Origin of the sequence: Desulfobacterium sp. N47 (genome assembly GCF_051233685.1) — a bacterium.
Classification (GTDB): Bacteria; Desulfobacterota; Desulfobacteria; order Desulfobacterales; family RPRI01; genus RPRI01.
Window position 1 is genome coordinate 1 of sequence record NZ_JBAMMY010000117.1, and the last position, 24,141, is coordinate 24,141.

Below are 24,141 nucleotides of genomic sequence, written 5' to 3' on the forward strand. Positions count from 1 at the left end.
ATCGCCAAGGCCGCGTTGGCTGATGATTTTAATGCCGTTTGCAACAAAAACCAGAAACTCTCCCGAAAATCTTTCGTGGACGCGCTGTTACGGATGGTCGCGTGAGTAAACCATGCATCATTTCGGTGAAACTTTAGATACTAAAGAAACAGGTGAATCGGGAAATGCGACCTCTTTGATTGCCCAAAAATACCAGTAGGAAATCTCCTGATAGAATTTTTTGTTTAGGATATTAACACTGAACACATCCTGCCAGTAGGCGTATAGCTTTGCAAAGGAATCAACCTTGTTTTTACCGCTATCAGGGATTTTTAAATCATTTACAATTCGTTCATGCCCGGCATGGGGGTTTATGAGATCGATATCTCGCAGCAGTGAAACTTTGCCGGCTTTTTCTCCTTCCCGCCACTCCTGTTTGTATTTCAACCGCTCTGTATTAGCGAAAGCTAAATACATGCCATATTTAAATACCACAATAACGGGGGTATAAAAATACTCTCGGTTAAATGCTCTGGCGATTTCCGCTAACTGAGAACGGCTGGGCAGACGGTTGTTTTCCCTTTCACTCAAGGTAACGCCAAATATAAGAACGCCATCGTAATCCGATTTGATTTTTGACGTATCTATACTTTTATTCCCGGCAAAAGCGGCATCATCCACCATGCCGAGGAAATAAACATCCTTCATCAGATTAAAGGCAGCATTGTCTTTCCAGGTATCCTTTAAAATACTTCTGGCGGAAGTCGGCTCGTCGGCTAAATAATTAATCGGAACTTGAAGGTCTTTAAACAATACCTTTAAGGCAGGTAGAAAATCCATCCGATTGAATCTGCTTAAATCCATTATGTTATACCCTTTTATGCTGTGACCAGAAACCAGGCAATTAAATCAAAATTAGTTAGTTGATATTTTTCACTGGTTTTAGTGTTTTGTTTTAACCTGGTTAAACTGCCTTTGTCTCCTCTTTTGAGCTTTGTCAATATATCCCGGGCTTCTTTACCCATTACTGCTTTTTCGGTTCCATCGGATTGTAGTTCGATTTCCGCGGCCTGATCGTTAAGCCATCCTTTCACGGCATTTACCAATTCTTTAATTACATCTTCATCACCCCTGTCTACATCGTCAGGCACAAATCTGTTTTTATCTTTATGCACTGACATAGCGTCGAGGATTTCTTTTTGATTTAACAATACCGCCTTCCCCTGCATATTAATATAAATCAGATCAAAAAGTTGATATTCATAATCCGGGTTTTTGGATGGTCTGGCCGGATATCCAAGGAGCGCAATAATACCGGTTTCTTTACAAATGTTATTATCAGCATTAAAGCCGGTATAAACGCCCTTTGGCATTCTTAAATACTTATTGTTGTCTTTATTGAACTCTTCCAGTAAGTCCTGCCGATAACGCTCTAATGAGAGGTCATCAAAGCCAAGTCCTTCATCCGACACTTCAATATCATCCCAGGTTGTTTCCATCAGTTTCATCATGCGGGCGTTCATTTTTTGATCCAGTGATTCATCATGAATCATTTCTGAGAATGTTTCCGAGAATTGATGGTCAACCTCCGCACCAGCCAGTTTCATAGCCACCATTCGTTGTTCAATCCTACCTTGCAGGTTAAGGTAGGCGTTAATATTATTGGAAGGCCAGAAGTTGATGCCGAAAATATTTTTATTGGGGCTTCCCAACCGGTCAATACGCCCCATACGCTGAATAATTCTTACCGGGTTCCAATGTATATCGTAATTGATCACCATATCTGAATCCTGCAAATTCTGCCCTTCGCTCAAGACATCCGTGGCAATGAGAATATCTAAGGGCTTTGCTAACCTGTCATGGACTTTGGGATGATTTTCGGCGATCCATATCTTCCATTCATAAAAGGATTTTTTGTCTTTCTTTTTTGTTTCAAAATCCCATTCTTTTTCATTAAAAAGTTTGGTATAGGGCGCAAAGCGTTCTAAGATCGGCTCAAAATTTTTGGTTGTTTCTTTGCTGTCGCTTGTTTCTGAGCCCGTTCCTGAGACCATGGCGATTTTATCAAACCCACGGTTTTTTAATTGCTCAAACAGATACACAGCAGTGTCACGATAGGCTGTAAAAATAACTACCTTTTGATTGTGATCATTTTCACCTTTGAGCCGTTTTTCAATTATTTTTGAAATCAACCGTTCTAATTTATCATCAGCGCTTTTTTGATTGCCGGGAGTTTTTATCTCTTCGTTTAATCGGGTCTCAAATTTTTGCATATTGATAAAAAGATTATCTAACGCATCAATGTCTTGTTTAAGATCCTTTTTAAACACATCCAAATTACCATTTTTATCAATATCAGCCAGACGGACTTTTCTTTTTTCGCCTAGAGTGAATTCATCTATTTCATTTTCAAGATCGTCATCTTCAAATAAAGCAAATTCATCGTGTTCAATGGTGGTATCTGAATGGTTCTTCTGGTATGCTTTAATTTTATCAAGTGCGTTTTGATGATGAGCTCTTACCTTTCCTACTGTGGAATAAAAAGAGAACCAGGAAGATTCGAGTCGTTTCACCAGAAGAATATATAGCATTTTCACCAGGAATAAATCCCGCTGCCGTTCATCGTGGAGAATATCTTTATCCTTTTTTTTATCTGCTTCCAGATAAAAGGATGGCTGGTATCCAGACAGTTTGGGCGGAAAATGGTCGAAAAGCTCTTCAAACGAATCAAAATTTCCTAATTGTTTTGGAGTAACAAAAATATTTTCTGGTTTTGCTTTGATAGGAAACGTTAAAGCATCCTGCTGGCCTTCAACCATCTTTCTAGTTCGTGCTACGGTTAATGAATCAGTTAAGGTAAAGAAACTGGCCGGTAATTTTTTAATAAATTCGCTGATCTTAGGATGTTCGTTTTCCCGCCATTTGTTGAATTCTCTCTGTGCCGTCCTGAAAGAATAATCAATGTTTTTAACGCCTAATTGTTCATCATAACCGTGCACATTGCCCTGCACCATTAACTTGAACTGATTTCGAATATCATTTAAAGAATTGTTAATTGGTGTTGCCGATAAAAGCAGCACTTTAATATCCTCATTTTTTTGAAGGATATCCTTCATGAGCAGTTCATATCTCTTTGATTTATCATTTCTAAGATTATGACTTTCATCAATAATGATAAGTTTGGGTTTTTCATTGGTGAAGTATTTATCGGCCCGGTCACAATATCTTTCCAATCTCTCATCAATCATATCTGTATGAAACCGGATAAAATAATCCAATTGATCTTTTTCAAATCGGGATTCCTGATGTTTTTTATAACGGTTCCAATTTGCTTCCAGTTTTTTGGGACACAACAGAAGTGTTTCCCTTCCCTGTAACTGAAAAAATTTAATAACAGCTAATGCCGTCCATGTTTTGCCCAAACCAACGGCATCCGCAAGTATAGCTCCATTATATTTCTGAAGCATCCTGATAAGACTTAGCACTCCTTTTTTTTGAAATTCATAAAGCACATTATAAATTACCGAGTTTTCTAATCTGCCAATCTGCCTGTTGAATTCTGGGTCGTTTTGTTCATCAAGAATTTGACTTCCGAACAGTTCGAAGAGTACTTTATAGTATATTTCTCTTGGCGTATATTGAACGAATATCTTCTCGATCTCATTGATTAAATATTGTTTAAAATCAATTTTTTCTTTTGAGCCGTCCTTGGAAATGACTGTTTTATTTTTATGGGCTTGAGGTTTTTTCCATAGATTTTCAAACCATTTAACCAATTCTTTATATTGATTGTTATTCCCGGTTTCTGCAATGTTCAATTCTACATTGTTTGTTTTTTTTAACCCAAGGCCTGCCTCCGTAAGGTTGGAACTACCTGAGATAAAATACTTATTCCTGTCATCATTTTTATCAGGTGAAAAAAGATAATTTTTGGCATGGCAAAAATTGGGCTCCAGGGTTTTAGCGGCAACTTTATCCTGTTTTAGGAAACGAACGGCTTCTCTGGAAAGTTTGTTCAATTTTAAAGCAGCCTCAATTGTTATATTTTCATTTAATAAATCAAGAGGTCGGTTCTCTTCTGGAGTAACATTTACAATATCACCAAGGATGAATCGAAAGTCCGTGATTTTAGAATTTACCTTCTCGGATAAATAAGCAAGTGCGGCAATAGTGAAATAGCCTGTCACAATATCCAGTTTCCCGTTTTCAGTGTATTCCGAAATCCATTCATGAACTTTAAAGTTATTGTTTTCGTTATCTAGTATCATTTTTTCCTGCCTGCGAAGAGAGTCATTTAGAATACACCACACGTTAGTTGACCAAAGTGATTTAGAAAATGGGCCATTCTTGCCACAGTTTAGTGGCAAGTACAAATTGAAAAATTAAGTGTTCAATATCATAGATAAGCTAAAATCACCAGATATTGATTTTTATGGGATGGTATAATAAGCCTTTTTCGCTTTGGTATATCTTTCCATAATAACAGGATATCCGCCAGCCAGAAAACCTTTGATATGTACTATAAGCTCTCATTTTTTAGTGGAAATTTCCACCGGCGGCCTATAAATCTTCACTTTGTTGATAAAGTCCCTGAATATGCATAACAACAACGGAAATAAAGAGTAGACGACTTTAACAGATATTATGTGAAGGATAAACTGAATACAAGTGTGCTTCTAACGATGTTTTAACTGTTTGTTTGTGCTGCTTTGAATTTTTATCACTGCTTTTTCTGTGGTGCTGGAAAGCAAAGGGATGGGTTGAAGGACGGGATGCTGGAAGGGAAAACGCTGTTCTGTGGGACGGCATACTGGCATAACATTTATATGATACTTTAATTATTATATTATTATTTTGTATTGCACATTCTATCTTTAAGTTTAATTTAGCATCCCGTTTACCTCTATTCAAATTCACATAACATTGTTTCAAATATTTCCTATGCTTTATCTCTTTCCTTTTTTATTCCTTAAATCGTAAAGCACGGGATACTGGAACAATATCCAATTCTTCACAACATCGGTTTCCTGAAGCTACTCGTTAATACAAGGGTTTACTGCCTATAATAACAGCTATTTCCGGTTGTTTTATGGGGGGTTTTGTTCTCAAGAAAACTGGCTTTAAGGATAGATCGTTTTTATGGAAAGGGATAGAGGGATGGGATAGTGATTGTATGCTAAATTAGCATGTTACTACTATACTATTACGATCTAACTGAGATGGGAGAATGTCTGTATTTATGGTTCTGCGGGTGGTTTTCACACACACTTTTTATTTTATTGATGAGGAATGGTTTTTATGGACATAATCGGCAGGCTGTTAATAAGATGACCATAATGGTAGTTCTTCACAAGCGCAGAAATATTCATGACGATAGCAAAGCCCAGTTGCAAGAGTTTATTTAGATAACACCTGTAAAGTCTTAATGGTGGATAATCATCAGAATTGAGGATGATAGGTTGAAAGAGAGTAAACGCTCGGCATATGGCGTAGCGACATTTTGCCGTTGCACTTAATACCGTTGATACCTTGTTTGAACGTATTGTTTTATATGACTGTAATCTCAGTCCTTTTTTTATTGTGAACAATATCTCGGGTGCCATTAATTCCAAACCATATCCATTCACCATCAATACTTGAAATTTCTATGCTGATATTTTTCATAATAAAATCATCGAAGTCTTTCAGATTTTGAATAATAAGCGGTTCTGTAGATAATTCCTGGCATTCTCCGATTAAAATCCTGAACTCCCGTTGGTATTGGTAACTTGTACTCTTACATATTGGAGACCACTCTCTTTGTTTTTCACTGTACGTAATGTTGCCAGCTGAAACTTCATGAGTGGTCAAGGTTTTTATGTATTCTATAAAAGGGTTAATATTGGCTGGTGGTATATAAGCATAATTGAGCCCGAACTCACTCCTGATGCGCTTTATGTCATTTACTAAAATCTCGAGTTCCGCTTCATCTTGGGGCATTACCAAGGTTGTCCAACAATGTAGCCAGCCATCTTTCATTCCAGTAGATCTAAAAGTGATATTAGCCAATGTTCCTATCGAATGGCCACCAACTACGATTTTTGCACCAGTATCACCACGACTTTGCCTAAAGGACCAAGTACAGCCTTCAGAACGGTCCGAAATGCCTATTTCATTATGAAGTCGGTAAAACTCTGGCGTATTGCAGAAAAGTTTTCCTCCACATAATTGGGATAGATATTCATCATCCTTAAAAAATTTAATAATTCCGAAAACTTCACTATTTGTCATCTTTTACCTTCCATGTATAACGAGTTCGTAACCGGCTGGCAATGGAGCGCAGCGAAATTGCCAGACCAAGTTGATGCGATCGTTATCATTGAGCCAACAGAGAATTGCCTTTGTCGACTATCACCTTAAGTGTTGACAAGTCACTCGTGGCAAAATAGCAGCTTGCTGGGCTTATTATGCCACTCTTAGAAAAAGCCGTTACTTTGGTGCCCTTCTGGTAAATACCCAGAATAAAATCCCCCTTTGTAGAGAAAATCACCTCTGTATACTCTCGGTTAATGCCTTGCCACTTTCCTAACAGTGTTATCATATATGAAATGGCTTGAGAAAGACTTTCTACTTCGTCCATATCCAAAAAGGAGGTATTACTCCGTTCAAGCCTGCCTCCTTCACGAACTTCAATCCGAAGCCCACTAATTTTGTCTGTTTCTTTACCGGGCTCATAAATCGTCATTGCGTCAACAGTTATTTTTGTTCCATACTGCCCGTTAAGAACACCAGCTTCATGCGTATCCTTTATGATTAGCTTCCCTTTCTTAGCCAGAAATTGCTCCAACTTCGTAACAGGTTCATTTTGGATTGGTTGTTGCCCATAGGCAAAAGTAGATACAAGCAATAGGACAACACAACAACCAACCAGAACTCTTCGTATCATTTTGGCCCCCTTTTAACGGTTAACAATTAATATGCCTAAAAACATAACTTTACAATTTATACTATACATAACACCAATAACAGTTATATATCATTACATAATTTTAGATATAATTTCTTCCATTAATAATATGATCCAGGATAATATATAGATTTGGTTGGGCATCACTTTTTTTATCATTATCTTTCGCCTCTTTTCTTAGAAAGTTGAGATACTAGTTCTTTTGATTACATGAATTTTTTGTGATTGCAACAACTTTGATCAGTTAATCATTGTTGGCTCAGTCCAACCAATAAATATTTCATCGCCCCAATATACTTTAACTTTAACCTTCGGGAATATGCCCTCCAATATTTCCACGCGGACTTCTGCATTAGTCATATTACACAAGCATTTGCCTGTAGCCAACATACTCATTGCATATGCTTTGTTATTTCTGTTTTTAACATATTCATTGTATTGTTCTTTTGTTCTACACACGAGAGCATACTTCTTAAGTGTTTCTTTATTATATGTGAGCTGGCTAGTCATACATTTTTTTTCAACCCAAGGTGTCTTACCAAAAACATCTACTTGTACCCAATCTCCTTGTTCTTTAACGATTTCATATTTTTCTCTATCATCCAAAGTAAGTGCTTTCTGGGCAGAATGTGAAAAGAAAAAGAAACCACTACTTTTATTGGGACCATTGTATGTTTGACAGCATTCGGTAGCATACAAGGATTTTCCCCAACATGAAGTTGAGCCGACAAAAAATGATATGCAAGTCGAAGCAAGTAACATGAAAGTCCAAAAAACAGTTTTCCCCATTTTATCCTCCTTTCAAGTATTAAAAAAATATTCTTTAATGATAAATTCTTTTCCGATCAACTACCATAAGTTACTATTATAATTTGCGATAAAAATCTAATAGTTTCCACGAAAATGTTTGATAATCTGTTTTCAGATAATCATAATTATGACAAAAGGAGTTTCATTTTTTGTTCCATTAGCGATAATCATATATTGAAAATCCCAACTATCCTGTATGCCTATTCAACAGTATCCAGACTTCTTTTTCTGTCGATGATAAATCAATCCGCACTTTACAGGTCATACTATAAATAACACCGATAACTCTTATATACCATTATATATTTTCATTATTTCAGACATACCGCTCCCCTTTAAGAATATAAAACGGAATGCTGTATAGATGGTGATACTAAATAGTTTATTCAGTATACACGGTTTCCTTAGAAAAATACCGAACGGATAACTTTTGAAGTTTTTTACTTGCATCGATATTCAGAAAACCGAGACTTTTGAGCCTGGTCTTGTGCTTGCTGATAGTCTGCCGTGATGTTTTCAACCAGTCTGCCAATGTCTCATCTGTTTCGGCAATTTTCCGCTTTCTTGTTTGCTGTTCGATTACAAGTCTTATCCAGAGAATTAACGCTTGTCCTAAATCGTCATATCCTTCCGTCTTTAAGAAATTTACAGGTATAGTAAAAACCTTCTCTGACTTTGGCTTTTCAGGGCGTGCTTCGAGCAGTTTAATTATCTGTTGAAGATTTTCGTCCAGCATCACCTTATTGCTGTGGTCATAAGCCAGAAGAGGCAGGAAGTCGTTAACGTCATAAATAAATTCCTTTGCATCAGATTTTCCCTTTAAAAAATCATATGTGTTTCCTGTATCTGTTGCCTCGAAAACAACATCGCTACGCTTTGAACTACCTCTAGACATAATGTGGATGTTTACAGGCTTGTCCGTTTTCTCCTGCATTTTCGATGCAGAGGTCATCAATCTATCCAGTGAAAAGCCGTTAATTGCGTTTACAGCGTGTTTTAGCATATCATACGGGTCTTGCCCTTCTTTCAGCCCGCCAAGAAAATAAACCTTTCCCTCGACTTCTGAGGCAATCTTTAAGATACCTTTTCTTCCTGCCTCATCGCCATCATACGCAACCACAAAGTGTTTGACACCAAGGCTTTTGAGAATGTTCAGCGCCTCTTTTGTAAGATGTGAACCCAGGGTCGAAAGTACTATTGGCTTTTCCTGGTCTTGTAGTATATTGTAAAATGCAAAATAATCAAAAATGCCTTCAACCAAAATGACCGCTCGATATTGTTTGATATATCGACTGGCTTTATCAATGCCATACAGCCAGCTCTTTGTACTCATTGAAGTATCTGTTTTTGTTTTCATCCAACGCATACCCCGATTATCAGGGCGTCTGCCTATAATACCGGCTATACTGCCATCTATATTGTAAATCGGAAATATAATTTTACCGGCAAAGTAATCTCCATTGCTGTTGGAAAACATGTCCTTTTTGGAGAAGTCGATTTGACTTCGATAATAAAAGTATGCTTTCGAGGTTTCATCGTTTAAGAGCCGTACCAAACTTGCTTTGAAAAAGGGATTAAATGTTTTGTAGTCGTCTTCAAATCGGGAAAGAAAGTTATAAATTAAGGCTCTGCCTTCATAGAGCTCATCTGAATACGGAGGGGCGTAGCCAATATTAAATTTGCTGATTAATTCTTTTCCGACGCCCCGGCGGAGAAGATAAGCGAATATGTCTTTGAACTTTTCTTCATTTGACAGCAAAAGTTTATTGTAAAAGTTGGCTCCTTCATCCAATGCGGTAATAATTTCATTATCAACTTCCGGTTCTGCAAATGAAACATCATCATCAGGTTCATGCTCTGTGTCAGGTTCTGGAATATGCGAACTTTTTCCATTAAACGGAGAAAAATCCTTAATCCCCAAATATTCTGACCATACCTTCTGTGCCTCTTTGAAACCGCATTTATTTCTAAGCATAATGATTTCGTAGATGTCCCAATCACTATGGCAAGCACCGAAACAGTGGAACCGGACTTCATCTTTGCCATTAACATACACTCTGAAACTGTCTTTATTGTCGGAATGGAAGGGACAGTAGGCGCTATATCTCTTATCACCTGTGGAGTGGAACTTAACACCGAGCAGACTTTCCGCAAAATGAATTATCTGTTCCAGATAAGTTTCGGATTTAAGTTGTATATGGTCAAATTTTTTAGAATTCATATGCTAAATAATAGTAATATAATAAATAAGTTATCATTCAAGTATACCAAATTGTCCAGCTAACGTATAGCATCTTTTATCGGTACAGTAAATTGTATTTTCTTTGTCAATATAACTGTTTAAGGATGCTATGATGTAGTATTTTTACCTTTATGTTCCTCACAAGTTTCTTCCTTATCGCCTTCACACGTAATCTCATAAGCAATAAACAATGCCACTAGAGCGAGAATGAGCCACCATAAATTGATTACTACCCACAGCAGGGCTACGAGCACTACGAACGTGCCTACCGCCAACAATAAAAACTTAATAAATTTCATGCTTGCCTCCTTAGTGTGTATAATATATAATGTATTTAATATATTATGATACCAATAAGCCGTTTTTTTCTGCTTCCCGTGTTATACTGGTTTTTTACAACCACTTTTTTTGTGTCTTAAGATTTAGTGATTAGTTTTGGAAATAGAGTGGAAAGAAGCGGATATGGATAATTAAAGCAGGATTTCGGTATAGTGGTTTGATAATATACTGTAATTATTATATTGTTATGTTATTTGGAATTACAAACATGCATGGAGTGTGTTCTGTTATTTTGATAGAATTCATAATGTTTATAGCCCTTTTTGAGTATAATGATAAAAGACGGATAAATCAGGAGTTTCGTTGGGGACGCCAATTTATCTGATAAAAAACAGGAGTTAGCTCTTTTGAGTTGGTTCCTTTTTTTATTTTGGATTCTTTTTTCCACCCTATTGCATAAAAACCAATTAAATTATTAAAATAATAGTTCTAATATCCCTATGAAAAAAATCATTCCCCCATTCTTGATCATATCAATTATTTTGTTAATGTTTCAATCTCAGGTATTGGCAGCATCTTCTGATTTCAAGAAAACCAAGATTGCTGTCCTTGACTTTCAGCTTGAGGGCCAGGGTTTTGAAACTCAGGATATGGGTGTAATAGTTGCGGAGTGGTTTACAACAGCCCTTGTTAAATCAGGACGTTTTGAAGTCATCGAAAGAGGATTACTAAAAAAATTATTAGATGAACAAAAACTGTCGATGTCCGGTGTTGTGGATGCAAGTACTGCAACTAAGATAGGAAAATTTCTCGGGGCCCAAACCATAATAAGCGGTTCTGTTATGAAACTTCAGAATATAATTGAAATAAATGCAAGAATAATCGATGTGCAAACTGCTTCCATAATTGCAGCCGAAAACGTGAAAAGCACCACAACTGTGAAGCTTCAGGATCTGGTTGTTCAGATGTCCGGAAAAATAATAAAAAACTTTCCGCTGGAAGGTTATATTGTAAATAGATCCGGATTAAAAGTCACCATTGACCTTGGAAAGATGGCCGGTGTTAAAGAGGATATGGAGTTTTTAGTTTATAAAGAGGGAAAAGTAATTAAACACCCCAAAACCGGTGCAATAATTGACGTCCAGCGCATAGAAACAGGTAAAATAAAAATTACGTCTGTAAGGGATAAAGTCGCAGAGGGTGATATACTAAAGGAAGAATCCCCAAACTCTATTTCTTACGGACAGCTTGTCAGCAATATAGCAGGAGATCTTGAGCCGGTAGCGCAAAAAGCAGCGACTACGGATAAAGATTTAGATAAGGCCCTCTCCTCATCGGGAAGCTCTTCAAAAACAAGCGACAGCGGTTTAATTGCAGGAGGATCGGCACTTTTTTCCAGGCTATCATCTTCAATATCTTCAATTGCTTCAAAGACAAGCGATAGCCCTGACGATGTTACCGGTATGCTGAGATCCTCAAATTTTAAAGATAAAGAAGAAGCAGCTAAAATTATTGCAAAACATTATAGAAACGACGAGAAGATCCTTGATGTGGTAAATGATGAACTTCTGCAAGGATACAACAGCTCTTCGAATGACAAGGATTATGTTAGCGCCATGGCCGGGCTTTGCAATGCACTTGGAGCATCAGGGCAAGCCAAATATATATCAACTCTTGAAACTGTTTCAAATAGTGCGCCTAACAGGAAGCTGCAAAAACATGCGCTTAAAAACCTGAAGCGCCTTAGATAACCCCTGCCGTTAAACAGCATTTTATTATTTCAAACTTATAATTTTCAGATATTACGGATGCTTCCATGCGCCCGAACCCTAACCCGCTCCATACTGGACCGGCTCAAAATCAGGACAAGCATTTGATAGATTTGTTATAAAGACGTAATTTGAAGAAAAATTTCATCTTTTTCTTCCCATTTTACTTTAAAAAAAATGTCTTTCCCCATTTGTTTCCCATCCTGTATAGCAGATATAAATCCTTTGGCAATTATATCGCTGTTTGATTTTATTAGATCAGAGAATGTATGACCGGCAATTATGATCCCACGATTCAAAAATTCCGGTCCTAATTCTTTTGATACCAGGTTAAACAGCTTTATGATTACTTTGCCCTCATATAAATTACGGTCGGCATTGCCCGGCAGATAGGAAATAGATGTTCTCATTGCGGCAAAGAATCCGCCTTTTCTTAATGTAGCACCCACAAGCCCTGGCATTGCAGCGGAAAGTGAAAGAGTTGATCCGTCTTTTACTATTGCCGAATCAACATCATCAACCGGTTTTCCATCAAGAAAGATTGTCTGTATCCTGCTGTCAAGATAATCATTTTCAACAAGTTGTTTATTACATAAAAATTCTCTGATATTGCAGCCGACTGTTGCTTTTATTATAAAGCCGCTTTGAAGCAGTTGGTGGAAGGGAAAAATGCTATTTTGCTCACAACTTAATATAAGGTGTGGAAGATGCAAACTCATATGAGGCAATAACCTTTTTTTATAACAGGTACATATTTTCCTTATGGATTAAGACTCATCGATAAAGCAAAAAGGGAGAGAACTTTATAAGCCTCTCCCTTTATTTTATGAAAAAACAAATTACCAGTTAAAAACCTGGTCCAGATCTTCATCTTTTACAATAAAAGTTGTATTGTGCGGCGGAAGCGGTTCGTTTTTAAAGAATTCGGGAAGCCTGTCATGCTTTGAAGTAAAACCGGCTTTTTCATTAAAGTCTCTTTCATTCTTAAGTACGGATTTTCCTAGAGCCACAACATCGTCTCCTGTCAGGTTCGTACCCAGAAAACCGTTAAGAACATCAAGCAGTGCCTGGAAAGTATCAGCCTGATCCAGAATAGCAAAGGCTATAAATAAACACATTCCTGTAGAGTCAACAGCAGCTGTTGCTATCTGAAGATTTCTTGAAAGATCTATTTGGCCATCTGCTTTTAGTTGATCGACTTTTCCTCCCACTCCAAGAACATTTGCGGTTACAGCATAACCTGCCGTATGGTCTGCACCCATTGTGCTTGTTGCATAAGTAACGCCCATACCCTGAATAGCCCGTGGATCATAAGCAGGCATGGATTGACCTTTCACAACAGGAACTCTTTCCACACCAAATACTTTGCCTGTAACTGCAGCTCCGTTTCCAAGTATACGGCCAAGCGGAGTTCCTTTTCCAACTTCTTTAACCAGATTTATGGCAGCCTGGGCATCTCCGAATTTTGCAAGACCTGCATCCATTGCAACTGCGATTGTTGCTCCCATTTCTATGGTATCTACACCAAAATCATCATCCAGACGGTCGAGCATGGCAATCGCATCAAGATCGTCTATACCGCAATTTGCTCCATGCGCCCAAACGGTTTCATATTCAGGCTGCTTTGTTAAATAATTACCGTCCTTATCATTATAAATTCCTGAGCATCTGATAACGCAGCCCCTATGGCAACCATGAGTTACAATACCACCGCGGGCGCTCTCATTTGCTGCTTCCGTTTCACCACTGATTTTTGAAGCACCTTCAAATTTTCCAAATTTAAAATTGTTTACAGGAAATCCTCCCGCTTCATTGATTATATTGGTAAGTACATTTGTTCCTAAAGCAGGCAAGCCCTCACCTGTTACAGGATGTTTTTTAAGTCCCTGAACAAAATTTTTATTGGCTTCTTTGAACTTTTCAGGATCTTTCGGCGCTCTGTTCGGCATTCCGGCATCATCTAATACAATAGCTTTTACACCTTTTGATCCCATTACTGCTCCTGTACCGCCACGGCCTGCATGACGGGTAGGCCTTAATTCCATATCGGTAAAGGCAATAGAAGCTGCCGACATTTTCATTTCTCCTGCAGGACCAATCGATATACAGCAGATCTTGTCACCAAATTCTTTTTTTATCTTGTCTACAAGATCATAATTGCCAAGCATTTTAAGGCTGTTGTCCGCAACTATTTTTACTCCGTCCTTATTAATGATAATTTTGTAAAGAGTATCATCTTTAGGCTTTCCTTCAAAAATAATAGCCGCATATCCAAGTCTTCCGAGAACCTGTGAGGGTTGTCCTCCTGAATTTGATTCTTTTATACCACCGGTAAGAGGACTTTTGCAGCCTACTGAAATTCTGCCAGACATCGCAGCAAGTGATCCGCTCAAAAGACCCGGAGCAATTACAAGCTTGTTATCAGCACCGAGAGGGTGACACAAGGGAGGAACTTCTTTTGAAACTATAGCGGAGGTCATGGCTCTTCCTCCAAGTCCTGCGTAATCGCCAAGAGAGTTTATTGCAAAAGAAGGACCGCCTTCTGCGCCCATGTTAATTCTTAAAATTTTATCCATTAGCAAGCTCCTATTTCTTGAATGTTGAAAGATGTGATTATACTTTACTAAAAGTGGAACATTTCCTTTAAGATAGTCTACAACTTTATTTAACTTATTATAGTCAATTGTCAAGAATTTTATACAATTTTTATTTGAATAAACAATATGTTATGACACTGTTGCCATAACAAAACATAATAATGTTCTTACTACATTCATGCTTTGTATAATCACAATCTTCCCGGCAGATATCGCTGAAATTCAGAGAAGGCCTGAAGCCCTGATAAAATCATTAGAAAATAAATTCATTTAATCCTGAACATCCTTTTTCAGATAATTGGAAGAAAAAGCTGAAGGAATAATTATCCTCCGCCTACAGGGGGAAACATACTTACAATGTCTCCGTCATTTAAAACACGGGTATTAATCTCATCGGATATCCCTTGAGATACACCATTGATTAATATAAGCTTCTGCTGATCAACCGGTATATTTAAGATGCTTATTATATCTCCAATTGTTGAGCCATAATCAAAAGACATAACAGCCCTTCCTTCTGATGATCCTTCGGGCAGATATTGTTTTAAAGTTATAAACAATCTTAGTTCGATATTAATTTTTTTCATTTATACCCTTTTATTCACTTTTAATTATAAAACGGGACAGCATTTTTTAGTATAAAAACCGATAAATTATCTTGCACTGCAAAACTGCTGTTTCATTTTCTCATCATATAAAATCCCATCAGCATCCTTTATTGATTTTTGATGCCAATAACCAATTAAGGCAAATTCTTTGAAACTCTTTTAAAAAAAGATTGCCGAATAATTTTATGGGATATAAACTCAAAATTTCATATGCTTATCAAGAAATTAAGACAATAAAATAATATGGATTATTTGCATATACAATAAGTTATGACATTGATGCCATAACAGATCGCAAAAAGGCTACAGATACGATTATGCATTTTACAATGATAAACCTCTCATCCAATATTCTTATCGTATTTTAATAACTAAAGGAGACATAATCTATGAACAAATCGGCTCTTTACAAGCTAAGCTACGGTTTATATGTGATAAGTTCTTTAAGTGGCGATAAGCTTAACGGTCAGATCGCAAATACTGCTTTTCAGGTAACATCGGAACCTCCAACAATTGCGGTTAGCATAAACAAGCAGAACCTCACGCATGATTTCATTAAAGAAAGCGGTAAATTTTCCGTATCCATGCTGTCTGTATCAGCACCCATGGAATTTATCGGACGTTTCGGTTTTAAGTGCGGCCGCGAAACGGATAAATTCGATTGCATAAATTATCAAACCGGGCAAACCGGCGTACCTGTTGTTACCGATCATTGTGTGGCTTTTATCGAGGCTCAGGTTATCAAAGAGCTGGACTGCGGCACACACCGGATTTTTCTGGGAGAGATAAAAAATTGCGATATCATAAATGATGAAGAACCTATGACTTATGCATATTATCATTTGGTCAAAGGAGGCAAATCTCCGAAAAATGCGCCCACATACCAGGCACAGGAACCAAAAGCAAAGAAACAGGATGATAAAGCAAAAAGATACACCTGTTCGGTTTGCGGATATGTTTATGATCCTGAAACCGGAGATCCGGATAACGGAATAAAACCGGGAACAAAGTTCGAGGATCTGCCGGATGGCTGGGTATGTCCTGTCTGCGGGGCGGATAAAAGCAGTTTTTCACCCGAATAGAAAATCCTGAAAAATGTTGACTTTTTCAGATGGGTAAGATTAGTAACATAGCCAGATAGTTATTATTAATTAAAGCTGATGACTCATAAATAAGGTTGTAATGGAAAAACCACTGTCAACAGAACAAATTAAAAAGGCAATGAAAGAAAATTCTTATATTTGCGATGATCAGCTTGCCTTTGTGATATACCTCTCACTTGCAATGGAGAAACCCTTGCTTCTTGAGGGGGAACCCGGAGCAGGTGCGTGAGCTTCATGATGCGCTTAAGCGCCGCTGTCTTTATCATTATATTGATTATCCTGATCCGGAAAGGGAAATGGAAATCATTAAAACAAAAATTCCTGCCATAAACGATTATCTTGCCAAAAAAATTGCCGGGATCATGGCAAAATTAAGAGATCAGGAGTTTTATAAGCGTCCGGGTGTTTCCGAAACCATAGACTGGTCCCAGGCATTAACCATTCTTGAAAAAGAAGATGTTGATGAAGAGGTTATGGATCTGACCTGCGGATGTTTATTTAAATTCAAGGAAGATGTTAAACGTTTTAAGGATATGAAAACCGAAATATTGATAGAGTCCAAAGCCGATCCTGAGGAATAAACATTGGCTCAACCTCCTATAGTTACAATAAAAAAGGTTAACAGGGAATTTGACGAAAAGGACTATCAGCAACGCTCCGAAAAGCTGATTAAACGTATTATTATATTTGCCGATCTGTTGCGCATTAACCGGGTTCCCGTTCATATGACGAATCAACTTGACGCAATGGCTGCCATAAAGCATGCTGATATTAAAAGCCGCTTTGAATTTTATATGGCTCTTAAAACAACAATGCTGGTAAGCCATAAATACTTTCCCGTTTTTGATCAGCTTTTTGATCAGTTCTGGAAAAAGGAAGATGATTTACTGAGCATACACAGAAATAATTCCGAAACTAAGGATGGTGAACAATACGCTGAGGCAAAACTGTCTGCTGATAAAAAGGATGAAAAAGAAAAATCGGAAGAAAACCGGGAAGAAGAAAATAAACCGCCATCCGAAGCTGTATCCCTGCCCACTTATTCTTTATTAGATACTCTAAAGGAGAAAGACTTTGAAAATGTCCGGCCTGAAGAACTTTTAGTTTTTGACGAACTTTTCAAAACGCTGCGAATTAAAATAAAGGAAAAAAGAGGGCGAAGGTTTAAGTCAAGTTATAAAGGGAAAATCATAGATTTTAACAAATCCATACGCCAGTCCAGGCAAAAAGGCGGAGAAATTGTTAATATTTTTAAAAAAGAAAAAAAGCCGAAACACTCAAAACTGGTAGTTCTGGCCGATGTCAGCGGCTCAATGGATATTTACAGCACTTTTTTAATCAAATTCATCTATGAGATGCAAAAACATATCAGAGATACCGAGACCTTTGTATTCGGCACCCAGCTAAAACGAATAACCGATCTGCTTAGCTACCGCTCTATAAGAGTTGCTCTTTCCATGCTTTCGCGCAACGTCCTGTTCTGGTCAGGCGGTACTAATTTAGGCGGATCTTTTCGTGATTTTAATGATATTTATGGGGGAAAACTTAGAAAAAAAAAGCAGAATCCTTGTAATTCTCAGCGATGGCTGGGAAAAGGGTGATGTTGAAATGCTGAAAAAACAGATGATTATTTTTAAAAAAGGTTTTAAAAAGATTATCTGGCTTAATCCAAATCTGAAATACGATAATTATGAGCCACTATGTATGGGTATGGCGGCGGCTATGCCCTATATTGATTATTTTCTTCCATGCCATAATCTGAAAAACCTGGAAGCTTTTATAGAAATCATCAAAAAGATATAAACTGTTTAAAAATATTTATCAGGAAATATATTTCAAATGGATGAACACCATGATTGCGTGCTTAATAGAAAATTCATAGAAGATTCAGATCAAACAGCACCTGTGAGTGCTGCTGAGCTGATAAAAGATCATGCTGAAAACCCGCGCAATTTCGGTGATATGTGCGAAGGACTTGCAGATGTTTATGTTTTCGCAAAAGATCCGGCATGTGGCGATATTGCAGAACTCTGGATAATTGTAGAAGAAGGGAAAATCTTTGCAATGCGTTTTCAATCAAATGGTTGCAAAAGTACAGTTGCAGAATTAAGCATGATGACAACTCTTGCCATAGATAAAACCATTGAAGAGGCGAAAATGTTGACCGAAGATGATATTTTAGCTCCATTTGAAGGCTTGCTCGGCAAACAGCATGATTGCCCTCTTTCAAGCATAAAAATATTGCATGCAGTGCTTGAGGAATATGAGAAAACCCGCTAAAACTATAACTTCTAAAAGTGACGGTATCTATGAATATAATTTTTCGAATAAACGACCTTATCTCAAAAGCAGAAATATTTTGTCTTGCAACCGTGGTTTCTTCTTCTGATAATAGTATTTCCCCTGGCACAAAGACTATTATATATAAAGACGGGACAATGGAAGGAGAAATAAAAGACAAAGAAACCGGCCAATTAATTTGTGACATTGCCTTAAAAGCTTTCACGCAGCAGGAAAAGAAACTTGTAGAAATAAGAGCCGGTCTGACTGTTTTTTTTGATTTTATATCTACAAGTGCCCAACTATTAATATGCGGAGCAGGACACATAGCAATTCCTCTTGCACAGTTTGCGCAACAGGTCGGCTTTGCCGTTACAGTGATAGACGACCGGCCTGACTTTGCAAACCAGCCCCGTTTCCCGGGATGCGAGGTAATTGCTGATGATTTTATAACCACACTTCGCCGTATTCCGATACACAATTCTTCCTTTGTAGTTATTATCACAAGAGGGCATGAGCATGACGCAGAATGCCTTGAGGAAATAATTCTTCACCCTACAGCTTATGTAGGACTTATCGGGAGCCGCCGCAGAGTGAGCTTTGTTCTTGAAATGCTGGAAAAAGCAGGGATACCAAAAGAAAGGCTGGCAGATATCTGCACTCCGATCGGGATTCCGATAGGCGCAGAATCACCGGAAGAAATCGCTCTTTCCATAACAGCTGAGCTTGTGTGTGTGCGACGCAAGGGAGTAGACCAGGCTAAGGCTTTAAGCAATGCCATAAGAGGTATGAAATGAACGATAAAGAAATATTTGAACAGCTGGCGCAATTTCAAAAACAAAACATACCTGTGTGTCTTGCAACTATTATTAAGGCAGCAGGATCAACACCGCGTGAGGTAGGTGCAAAAATGCTTATCTGTGCGGATGGCAAAACTTATGGATCAATCGGTGGCGGCTGCGGTGAAAATCAGGTCCGCAGCGCATCTCTTCGCTGTCTGCTTACCGAAAAAAAACCTGCGCTGATAGAAGCGGATCTTACCGATGACTTAGGCACTAAAGGCGGAGACGTATGCGGCGGCAAAATGCTGATTTTTGTCGAACCTTATTTTTAATGATTCATTGCGGCTCAAATGGATATTATAGAAGCGCTTGATATAAGCCTTAATAAACCGGAGTTGGTCTGCCTTGTGGGAGGAGGAGGCAAAACAACAACCATGTTTGCTATTGCACAGGCGCTCAGGTTTTTCAAAAAACGTGTTCTTGTAACTACTTCCACACACATATGCTATCCTGATCCTGAAAGGGAAAAGTACGACAAGCTGATAGTAGATAATACTGATGATATTGCAATTTTTACTGACACTCAAAAAGAAACGATCACTGTATTCGGCACCGGCATAGTCACTGCTAAAGTGAAGAAACTGGCTGGAGCTTCAAGTCAGTTTATAGAAAAGCTTTTTTTGCAAAAGGTATTTGACTACATACTTGTTGAATGCGATGGTTCAAAGCGAAAACCCATTAAAGCTCCTGCTTCTTATGAACCTGTGGTTCCTGATAATGCTACAAAAACAATAGGTGTTATCGGCCTTGATGCGATAGGCAAGCCGATTAATGAAGAATTTGTACATCGTCTTGATATTTTTTGCGATGTAGTAAAACGGTTGCCTGGAGAAATACTGGATGAAGAAGCGGTAGTCAATCTGATATTATCTCCTGCAGGACTTTTCAAGGGAGTGCCTGAGGGATGCGAAAAATATGTATTGCTTAATAAAGCTGAAATTCTTCAAAACAGAAAATATGCGCAAAACATTTCAGCCAGATTAAAAAACACAGACAATCTTTCTTTCATAAAGTGCATTATTGCTGCAATGGCTGATAACAAAGTTTATTCATAATCCGGTGACAGCCTATGATCTCAGGAATTATTCTTGCTTCGGGATTTTCAAAGCGGATGAAAAGAGAAAAACTTCTTCTGCCTTTAGCCGGTATTCCGCTTGTTGAACATATAATAAGAACCGCACAATCATCTCATCTTGATGAAGTAATACTTATCTATAGAAATGAAAATATAAAAGAATTAGGGGCAAAATATTTAAATAAGATAATATTTAATGCTCATGCCGAAGAAGGGCAAAGCGCTGCCGTAAAACTTGGAATTACTGCAGCAGATAAAGAAACGGATGCTTTCATGTTTTTTGTCGGCGACCAGCCATTTCTAAGCTCAGCGATGGTCAACATACTGATAGATATTTTCACAGATTATCCCGATAATATCATAGTTCCGGTTTATAACGGCAAAAGAGGAGGTCCGGTTATTTTTCCGGCAAAGTTTAAAGATGAACTATTGGCTCTGGTTGGAGACAGTGGGGGAAGAAGTATAATTGAAAAGCACAAAGAAGAACTAAAACCGGTTGAAATTGAAAACGCCAATGCCGGAATTGATGTTGATACCCGGGAAGAGTATGAAAAGATAACAGGGGACTTTAAGGCATAAGCGCTAAGTTAATTTATAAAGTGTATATTTAAAAAAAACGAATACAGAATTTCGAACCAAGTTTCAACATGGTATCTGAATGGCGCAGGGTTAACCGGCCACCGTCAACAAAGGTCAGATTCTATTCCTGCGAATAAAATACGTACCCATATCCAATCGGAACAGATTTATGACAATTGCTATATAAAGAAATAATAATTGAAGTAAATTTTAGTCAAAATCCAAAGGCGGTTACCTTGTCTTCTGCACAACATAAATTTGACAAAACCGATATTTATGCGATATAAAAAATTAAGTCCAGCCCATAAATAATTATAATTTTTGCTGTTGTAATTTTATACTCTTGAGCCACTTTAAAAATGTTTCAGTTTGGTTGAGCCCAACGCTGAGATCGCCCAAATGGGACGTTTTGGAACTGACTCTCCTGTATCCGATTGTCATACATGGAAAATACTTATTATCTGCCGATCGTTTTTTGCGATAAGCTTTATTTTTGCAGAAAATGAACTGACAGCAAATACTCCAACCGCTCATAAAGAGGTTATCATGCTTAAACCACTTTGTTTTGTACTAATGCCGTTTGGCCGGAAAAATGACGAGGCCGGTCGTTTGATCGATTTTGATGCTGTTTACCAAGAACTCATTATACCGGCTGTTATAGCCGCAGGCATGGAAGTAATTCGTGCTGATGAAGAGCAGGCCGGTGGAATTATACATAAACCCATGTTTGAGCGCTTACTGCTCTGCGAGTATGCGGTTGCCGATCTGACCACTGCAAATGCCAATGTCTTCTATGAACTCGGAATACGTCATGCAACGCGCCGCTGGTCAACTATTCCCATCTTTGCCGAGGGTAGCCGTTTGCCCTTTGATGTCTCCTTTATCAGGGCTGTGCCATACAAACTTACAGCAGACGGAAAACCGGCGAATAATAAAACCGATGCCGAAATCCTGAGCAAAAAACTTATTGATGCCAAAGATCCCTTGACTGATAGTCCCCTTTATAGCTTTGACCTGATCAGCAATCAACCGGACATCGCCCGGGAAAAAACCGATGTATTCCGTGACAGAGTCCGCTACTCTGCTGCCATGAAGGGAAGACTTGCCGCTGCACGCAAAGAAGGCATGGCAGCACTTGAGCTCATCGAAACAGAGCTTGGAAACATCAGAGATGCAGAGGGAGGGGTGGTAATCGATCTTTTTCTTTCTTACAGATCTATCAAAGCCTGGCCGGAAATGATTGCACTTGCCAGCCGGATGTCCCAGCCACTGGCCAAAACCACAATGATTCGCGAACAGCTGGCACTGGCCCTGAACCGGGCCGGCAGAAGCGAGGAAGCGGAAGCGGAACTTATCGATCTTATCGCCCGGCGGGGGCCTTCGAGTGAAACCTATGGCATCTTGGGACGGGTTTACAAAGACCGCTGGAACACAGCATCGGAAAAAGGCGAGGCAACGCTTGCAAAAGACCTGCTTGAAAAGGCAATCAATGCCTATCTGAAAGGCTTTGAGACAGACTGGCGCGATGCCTACCCTGGCATAAATGCAGTTACTCTTATGGAGATAAAAGAACCTCCTGATCCCGAACGCAAAAAACTCCTGCCGGTAGTAACCTATGCTGCAGAACGCCGGATAGCGGCAGGCAAGGCTGACTATTGGGATTATGCCACTTTGCTTGAGCTTGCGATCTTGAACATGGATGAAAAAAAGGCAAATGCGGCACTTGCCTCAGCTGCGGCTGCTGTCAGGGAGTTCTGGGAGCCTGAAACCACTGCCCGGAATCTCCGTATGATCGGTATGGCGCGTGAGAAAAGGGGTATAACGGAAAAATGGATACAGGCTATAGAAAAAGAGCTTGAAGGCCTGGCCAAACAAAAATAATAAAAAACATAAGGAGAATATAAAATGACACTACCTCAATTTGAAGAGATACACGTTGTATCAGATCTCCATATGGGAGGTAAAACCGGTTTTCAGATACTTCGTGAAACACAGCGCCTGGCGGCATTTATCCGCTGGGTAGCAAAACAACGGCCGGACGACCGGGTAGCGCTGATCCTAAACGGTGATGTAATCGATACCCTGGCAGAAGATAGCGGCGGATATATCGCTGTTGATAAGGCCGAAAATATTGTCCGCAGAATCATGGGAGACCCATCTTTTTCAACAGTTTGGGATGCCCTGGCTGATTTAGTGAAAACAGAACGCCGCACACTTATTATCCTGATAGGCAACCACGATCTTGAGCTATCCTTTCCGGTGGCGCAGCGCACTATACTCGAACGGCTTGCCGGAGATAATGCCATATATCGCGCCCGTATCGAATTTTCCTGCATGGGAGCAGGCTATTCCTGTCTGGTGGGAGGCTCGCGGGTATTTTGCACCCACGGCAATGAGGTGGACGCCTGGAATTATGTCCGTTATGAAAACCTTGCTAAAGCCGCCCGGCGGCTAAATGCCGGTCGTTCACTCAAAGCCAGCGAATGGGAGCCTAATGCAGGCACCAAGATGGTAAAAGACGTTATGAATGTAGTAAAGACTGATTACCCCTGGATTGATCTTCTGAAACCTGAGATGAAGGCCGCTGTCGGCGTTTTGTTGGCCCTTGACCCCGGCCAGATAAGCAAGATTGATAAGCTGCTTCCTGTAATCGGTGAAAAAGTTGAAGGCAGCATGGAAGTTGATCAGCGTCTTTCCGCCGATGGATTCAACACCCCTTCAAAAAATCGTTTACGTCCTGCCACCGTGGACAACCTGCTCGGTCCAAGCTTAACGAAAGGGCTTCGTCATGGCTCAGGCAGTAATATTCCGACAGCCGATGCCATGTTGCTTGCTGCTGAACAGGAATATAAAACCGGTAGTGCTGCCACTGATAGCCACGATGAAACTCTTGGCACTCCTCAGTATATCTGGGACCGGCTGACCTCCTGGTTCACCGGCATAACTAAGGCTGAAGCACTCCGCCGGGCTCTCACAGACTGGCTGGCTCAAGGATGACCGGACTTTTGCCATAACTGACCGTGATGATACAT

Annotated in this window: 23 protein-coding genes; 13 read left to right on the forward strand and 10 right to left on the reverse strand. The window is 39.0% G+C overall.

What is annotated here, in order from left to right; genetic code table 11:
* Window positions 1–117: 117 nt before the first annotated feature.
* The 7 genes from VXK47_RS07000 to VXK47_RS07030 form a co-directional block, all read right to left on the reverse strand.
* Window positions 118–843, reverse strand: coding sequence for a hypothetical protein (locus tag VXK47_RS07000; RefSeq protein WP_435548056.1), 726 nt, complete (start codon window positions 841–843; stop codon window positions 118–120).
* A gap of 14 nt (window positions 844–857) precedes the next feature.
* Window positions 858–4,247: a helicase-related protein gene (locus VXK47_RS07005; protein WP_435548057.1), complete on the reverse strand. Its 3,390-nt coding sequence runs from the start codon at window positions 4,245–4,247 to the stop codon at window positions 858–860.
* 1,279 nt (window positions 4,248–5,526) lie between these two features.
* Entirely contained in the window at window positions 5,527–6,249 is a 723-nt protein-coding gene (locus tag VXK47_RS07010; RefSeq protein ID WP_435548058.1) for a hypothetical protein, read from the reverse strand.
* A gap of 85 nt (window positions 6,250–6,334) precedes the next feature.
* A complete protein-coding gene (locus VXK47_RS07015) occupies window positions 6,335–6,904 on the reverse strand; it encodes a hypothetical protein (RefSeq protein WP_435548059.1) in 570 nt (189 codons plus the stop codon).
* A 261-nt stretch (window positions 6,905–7,165) separates the two neighbouring features.
* Complete coding sequence (locus VXK47_RS07020) at window positions 7,166–7,714, reverse strand: hypothetical protein (protein WP_435548060.1); 549 nt, start codon at window positions 7,712–7,714, stop codon at window positions 7,166–7,168.
* Between the two features lie 403 nt (window positions 7,715–8,117).
* Window positions 8,118–9,956 carry a toprim domain-containing protein gene (locus VXK47_RS07025; protein ID WP_435548061.1) on the reverse strand — a complete coding sequence of 613 codons (1,839 nt, stop codon included), beginning with the start codon at window positions 9,954–9,956 and terminating at the stop codon, window positions 8,118–8,120.
* A gap of 128 nt (window positions 9,957–10,084) precedes the next feature.
* Window positions 10,085–10,276 carry a hypothetical protein gene (locus VXK47_RS07030; RefSeq protein ID WP_435548062.1) on the reverse strand — a complete coding sequence of 64 codons (192 nt, stop codon included), beginning with the start codon at window positions 10,274–10,276 and terminating at the stop codon, window positions 10,085–10,087.
* A 528-nt stretch (window positions 10,277–10,804) separates the two neighbouring features.
* On the opposite strand from VXK47_RS07030, the gene VXK47_RS07035 reads away from it, so the two are divergent.
* Entirely contained in the window at window positions 10,805–12,007 is a 1,203-nt protein-coding gene (locus VXK47_RS07035; protein ID WP_435548063.1) for a FlgO family outer membrane protein, read from the forward strand.
* A 134-nt stretch (window positions 12,008–12,141) separates the two neighbouring features.
* Here VXK47_RS07035 and VXK47_RS07040 read toward each other — a convergent pair whose 3' ends face one another.
* The 3 genes from VXK47_RS07040 to VXK47_RS07050 all read right to left on the reverse strand — a co-directional run bounded on the left by VXK47_RS07040 (window position 12,142) and on the right by VXK47_RS07050 (window position 15,209).
* On the reverse strand, window positions 12,142–12,744 hold the full coding sequence (locus VXK47_RS07040) for a hypothetical protein (RefSeq protein WP_435548064.1): 603 nt from the start codon (window positions 12,742–12,744) through the stop codon (window positions 12,142–12,144).
* A 120-nt stretch (window positions 12,745–12,864) separates the two neighbouring features.
* Window positions 12,865–14,601 carry an aldehyde ferredoxin oxidoreductase family protein gene (locus VXK47_RS07045; protein WP_435548065.1) on the reverse strand — a complete coding sequence of 579 codons (1,737 nt, stop codon included), beginning with the start codon at window positions 14,599–14,601 and terminating at the stop codon, window positions 12,865–12,867.
* 344 nt (window positions 14,602–14,945) lie between these two features.
* Window positions 14,946–15,209 (reverse strand): MoaD/ThiS family protein, encoded by a 264-nt coding sequence (locus VXK47_RS07050; protein ID WP_435548066.1) that lies wholly within the window; start codon window positions 15,207–15,209, stop codon window positions 14,946–14,948.
* Between the two features lie 410 nt (window positions 15,210–15,619).
* On the opposite strand from VXK47_RS07050, the gene rd reads away from it, so the two are divergent.
* The 12 genes from rd (at window position 15,620) to VXK47_RS07110 (ending at window position 24,106) form a co-directional block, all read left to right on the forward strand.
* On the forward strand, window positions 15,620–16,312 hold the full coding sequence (rd, locus tag VXK47_RS07055) for a rubredoxin (RefSeq protein WP_435548067.1): 693 nt from the start codon (window positions 15,620–15,622) through the stop codon (window positions 16,310–16,312).
* Between the two features lie 100 nt (window positions 16,313–16,412).
* Window positions 16,413–16,562 (forward strand): hypothetical protein, encoded by a 150-nt coding sequence (locus VXK47_RS07060; RefSeq protein ID WP_435548068.1) that lies wholly within the window; start codon window positions 16,413–16,415, stop codon window positions 16,560–16,562.
* Window positions 16,534–16,914 carry a hypothetical protein gene (locus VXK47_RS07065; RefSeq protein WP_435548069.1) on the forward strand — a complete coding sequence of 127 codons (381 nt, stop codon included), beginning with the start codon at window positions 16,534–16,536 and terminating at the stop codon, window positions 16,912–16,914. The genes VXK47_RS07060 and VXK47_RS07065 overlap by 29 nt, the downstream gene beginning before the upstream one ends.
* A 3-nt stretch (window positions 16,915–16,917) precedes the next feature.
* Window positions 16,918–17,934: a VWA domain-containing protein gene (locus VXK47_RS07070; protein WP_435548070.1), complete on the forward strand. Its 1,017-nt coding sequence runs from the start codon at window positions 16,918–16,920 to the stop codon at window positions 17,932–17,934.
* A gap of 7 nt (window positions 17,935–17,941) precedes the next feature.
* Complete coding sequence (locus tag VXK47_RS07075; RefSeq protein ID WP_435548071.1) at window positions 17,942–18,136, forward strand: hypothetical protein; 195 nt, start codon at window positions 17,942–17,944, stop codon at window positions 18,134–18,136.
* Between the two features lie 36 nt (window positions 18,137–18,172).
* Window positions 18,173–18,613 carry an iron-sulfur cluster assembly scaffold protein gene (locus tag VXK47_RS07080; RefSeq protein WP_435548072.1) on the forward strand — a complete coding sequence of 147 codons (441 nt, stop codon included), beginning with the start codon at window positions 18,173–18,175 and terminating at the stop codon, window positions 18,611–18,613.
* Between the two features lie 29 nt (window positions 18,614–18,642).
* Window positions 18,643–19,410 carry an XdhC family protein gene (locus tag VXK47_RS07085; protein WP_435548073.1) on the forward strand — a complete coding sequence of 256 codons (768 nt, stop codon included), beginning with the start codon at window positions 18,643–18,645 and terminating at the stop codon, window positions 19,408–19,410.
* Window positions 19,407–19,727, forward strand: coding sequence for an XdhC family protein (locus VXK47_RS07090; protein ID WP_435548074.1), 321 nt, complete (start codon window positions 19,407–19,409; stop codon window positions 19,725–19,727). Before VXK47_RS07085 ends, VXK47_RS07090 begins: the two co-directional genes overlap by 4 nt.
* A gap of 18 nt (window positions 19,728–19,745) precedes the next feature.
* The gene (gene yqeC / locus VXK47_RS07095) at window positions 19,746–20,510 is read left to right on the forward strand and encodes a putative selenium-dependent hydroxylase accessory protein YqeC (protein WP_435548075.1); all 765 of its coding nucleotides are present in this window, start codon (window positions 19,746–19,748) and stop codon (window positions 20,508–20,510) included.
* A gap of 14 nt (window positions 20,511–20,524) precedes the next feature.
* A complete protein-coding gene (gene mocA / locus VXK47_RS07100; RefSeq protein ID WP_435548076.1) occupies window positions 20,525–21,109 on the forward strand; it encodes a nucleotidyltransferase family protein in 585 nt (194 codons plus the stop codon).
* Window positions 21,110–21,508: 399 nt separating this feature from the next.
* Window positions 21,509–22,990 carry a TRAFs-binding domain-containing protein gene (locus tag VXK47_RS07105; protein ID WP_435548077.1) on the forward strand — a complete coding sequence of 494 codons (1,482 nt, stop codon included), beginning with the start codon at window positions 21,509–21,511 and terminating at the stop codon, window positions 22,988–22,990.
* A gap of 24 nt (window positions 22,991–23,014) precedes the next feature.
* Window positions 23,015–24,106, forward strand: a complete 1,092-nt coding sequence (locus VXK47_RS07110; protein WP_435548078.1) for a metallophosphoesterase family protein — start codon at window positions 23,015–23,017, stop codon at window positions 24,104–24,106.
* Window positions 24,107–24,141 lie beyond the last annotated feature (35 nt).

Coding starts and splice junctions, on each gene's coding strand:
- VXK47_RS07025 (WP_435548061.1), bottom strand. CDS start 9,956: ATGAATTCTAAAAAATTTGACCATATACAACTTAAATCCGAAACTTAT.
- VXK47_RS07015 (WP_435548059.1), bottom strand. CDS start 6,904: ATGATACGAAGAGTTCTGGTTGGTTGTTGTGTTGTCCTATTGCTTGTA.
- mocA (WP_435548076.1), top strand. CDS start 20,525: ATGATCTCAGGAATTATTCTTGCTTCGGGATTTTCAAAGCGGATGAAA.
- VXK47_RS07030 (WP_435548062.1), bottom strand. CDS start 10,276: ATGAAATTTATTAAGTTTTTATTGTTGGCGGTAGGCACGTTCGTAGTG.
- VXK47_RS07000 (WP_435548056.1), bottom strand. CDS start 843: ATGGATTTAAGCAGATTCAATCGGATGGATTTTCTACCTGCCTTAAAG.
- VXK47_RS07040 (WP_435548064.1), bottom strand. CDS start 12,744: ATGAGTTTGCATCTTCCACACCTTATATTAAGTTGTGAGCAAAATAGC.
- VXK47_RS07075 (WP_435548071.1), top strand. CDS start 17,942: ATGCTGAAAAAACAGATGATTATTTTTAAAAAAGGTTTTAAAAAGATT.
- VXK47_RS07085 (WP_435548073.1), top strand. CDS start 18,643: ATGAATATAATTTTTCGAATAAACGACCTTATCTCAAAAGCAGAAATA.
- VXK47_RS07010 (WP_435548058.1), bottom strand. CDS start 6,249: ATGACAAATAGTGAAGTTTTCGGAATTATTAAATTTTTTAAGGATGAT.
- rd (WP_435548067.1), top strand. CDS start 15,620: ATGAACAAATCGGCTCTTTACAAGCTAAGCTACGGTTTATATGTGATA.
- VXK47_RS07110 (WP_435548078.1), top strand. CDS start 23,015: ATGACACTACCTCAATTTGAAGAGATACACGTTGTATCAGATCTCCAT.
- VXK47_RS07080 (WP_435548072.1), top strand. CDS start 18,173: ATGGATGAACACCATGATTGCGTGCTTAATAGAAAATTCATAGAAGAT.
- VXK47_RS07035 (WP_435548063.1), top strand. CDS start 10,805: ATGTTTCAATCTCAGGTATTGGCAGCATCTTCTGATTTCAAGAAAACC.
- VXK47_RS07020 (WP_435548060.1), bottom strand. CDS start 7,714: ATGGGGAAAACTGTTTTTTGGACTTTCATGTTACTTGCTTCGACTTGC.
- VXK47_RS07050 (WP_435548066.1), bottom strand. CDS start 15,209: ATGAAAAAAATTAATATCGAACTAAGATTGTTTATAACTTTAAAACAA.
- VXK47_RS07060 (WP_435548068.1), top strand. CDS start 16,413: ATGGAAAAACCACTGTCAACAGAACAAATTAAAAAGGCAATGAAAGAA.
- VXK47_RS07105 (WP_435548077.1), top strand. CDS start 21,509: ATGGGACGTTTTGGAACTGACTCTCCTGTATCCGATTGTCATACATGG.
- VXK47_RS07090 (WP_435548074.1), top strand. CDS start 19,407: ATGAACGATAAAGAAATATTTGAACAGCTGGCGCAATTTCAAAAACAA.
- yqeC (WP_435548075.1), top strand. CDS start 19,746: ATGGATATTATAGAAGCGCTTGATATAAGCCTTAATAAACCGGAGTTG.
- VXK47_RS07045 (WP_435548065.1), bottom strand. CDS start 14,601: ATGGATAAAATTTTAAGAATTAACATGGGCGCAGAAGGCGGTCCTTCT.
- VXK47_RS07005 (WP_435548057.1), bottom strand. CDS start 4,247: ATGATACTAGATAACGAAAACAATAACTTTAAAGTTCATGAATGGATT.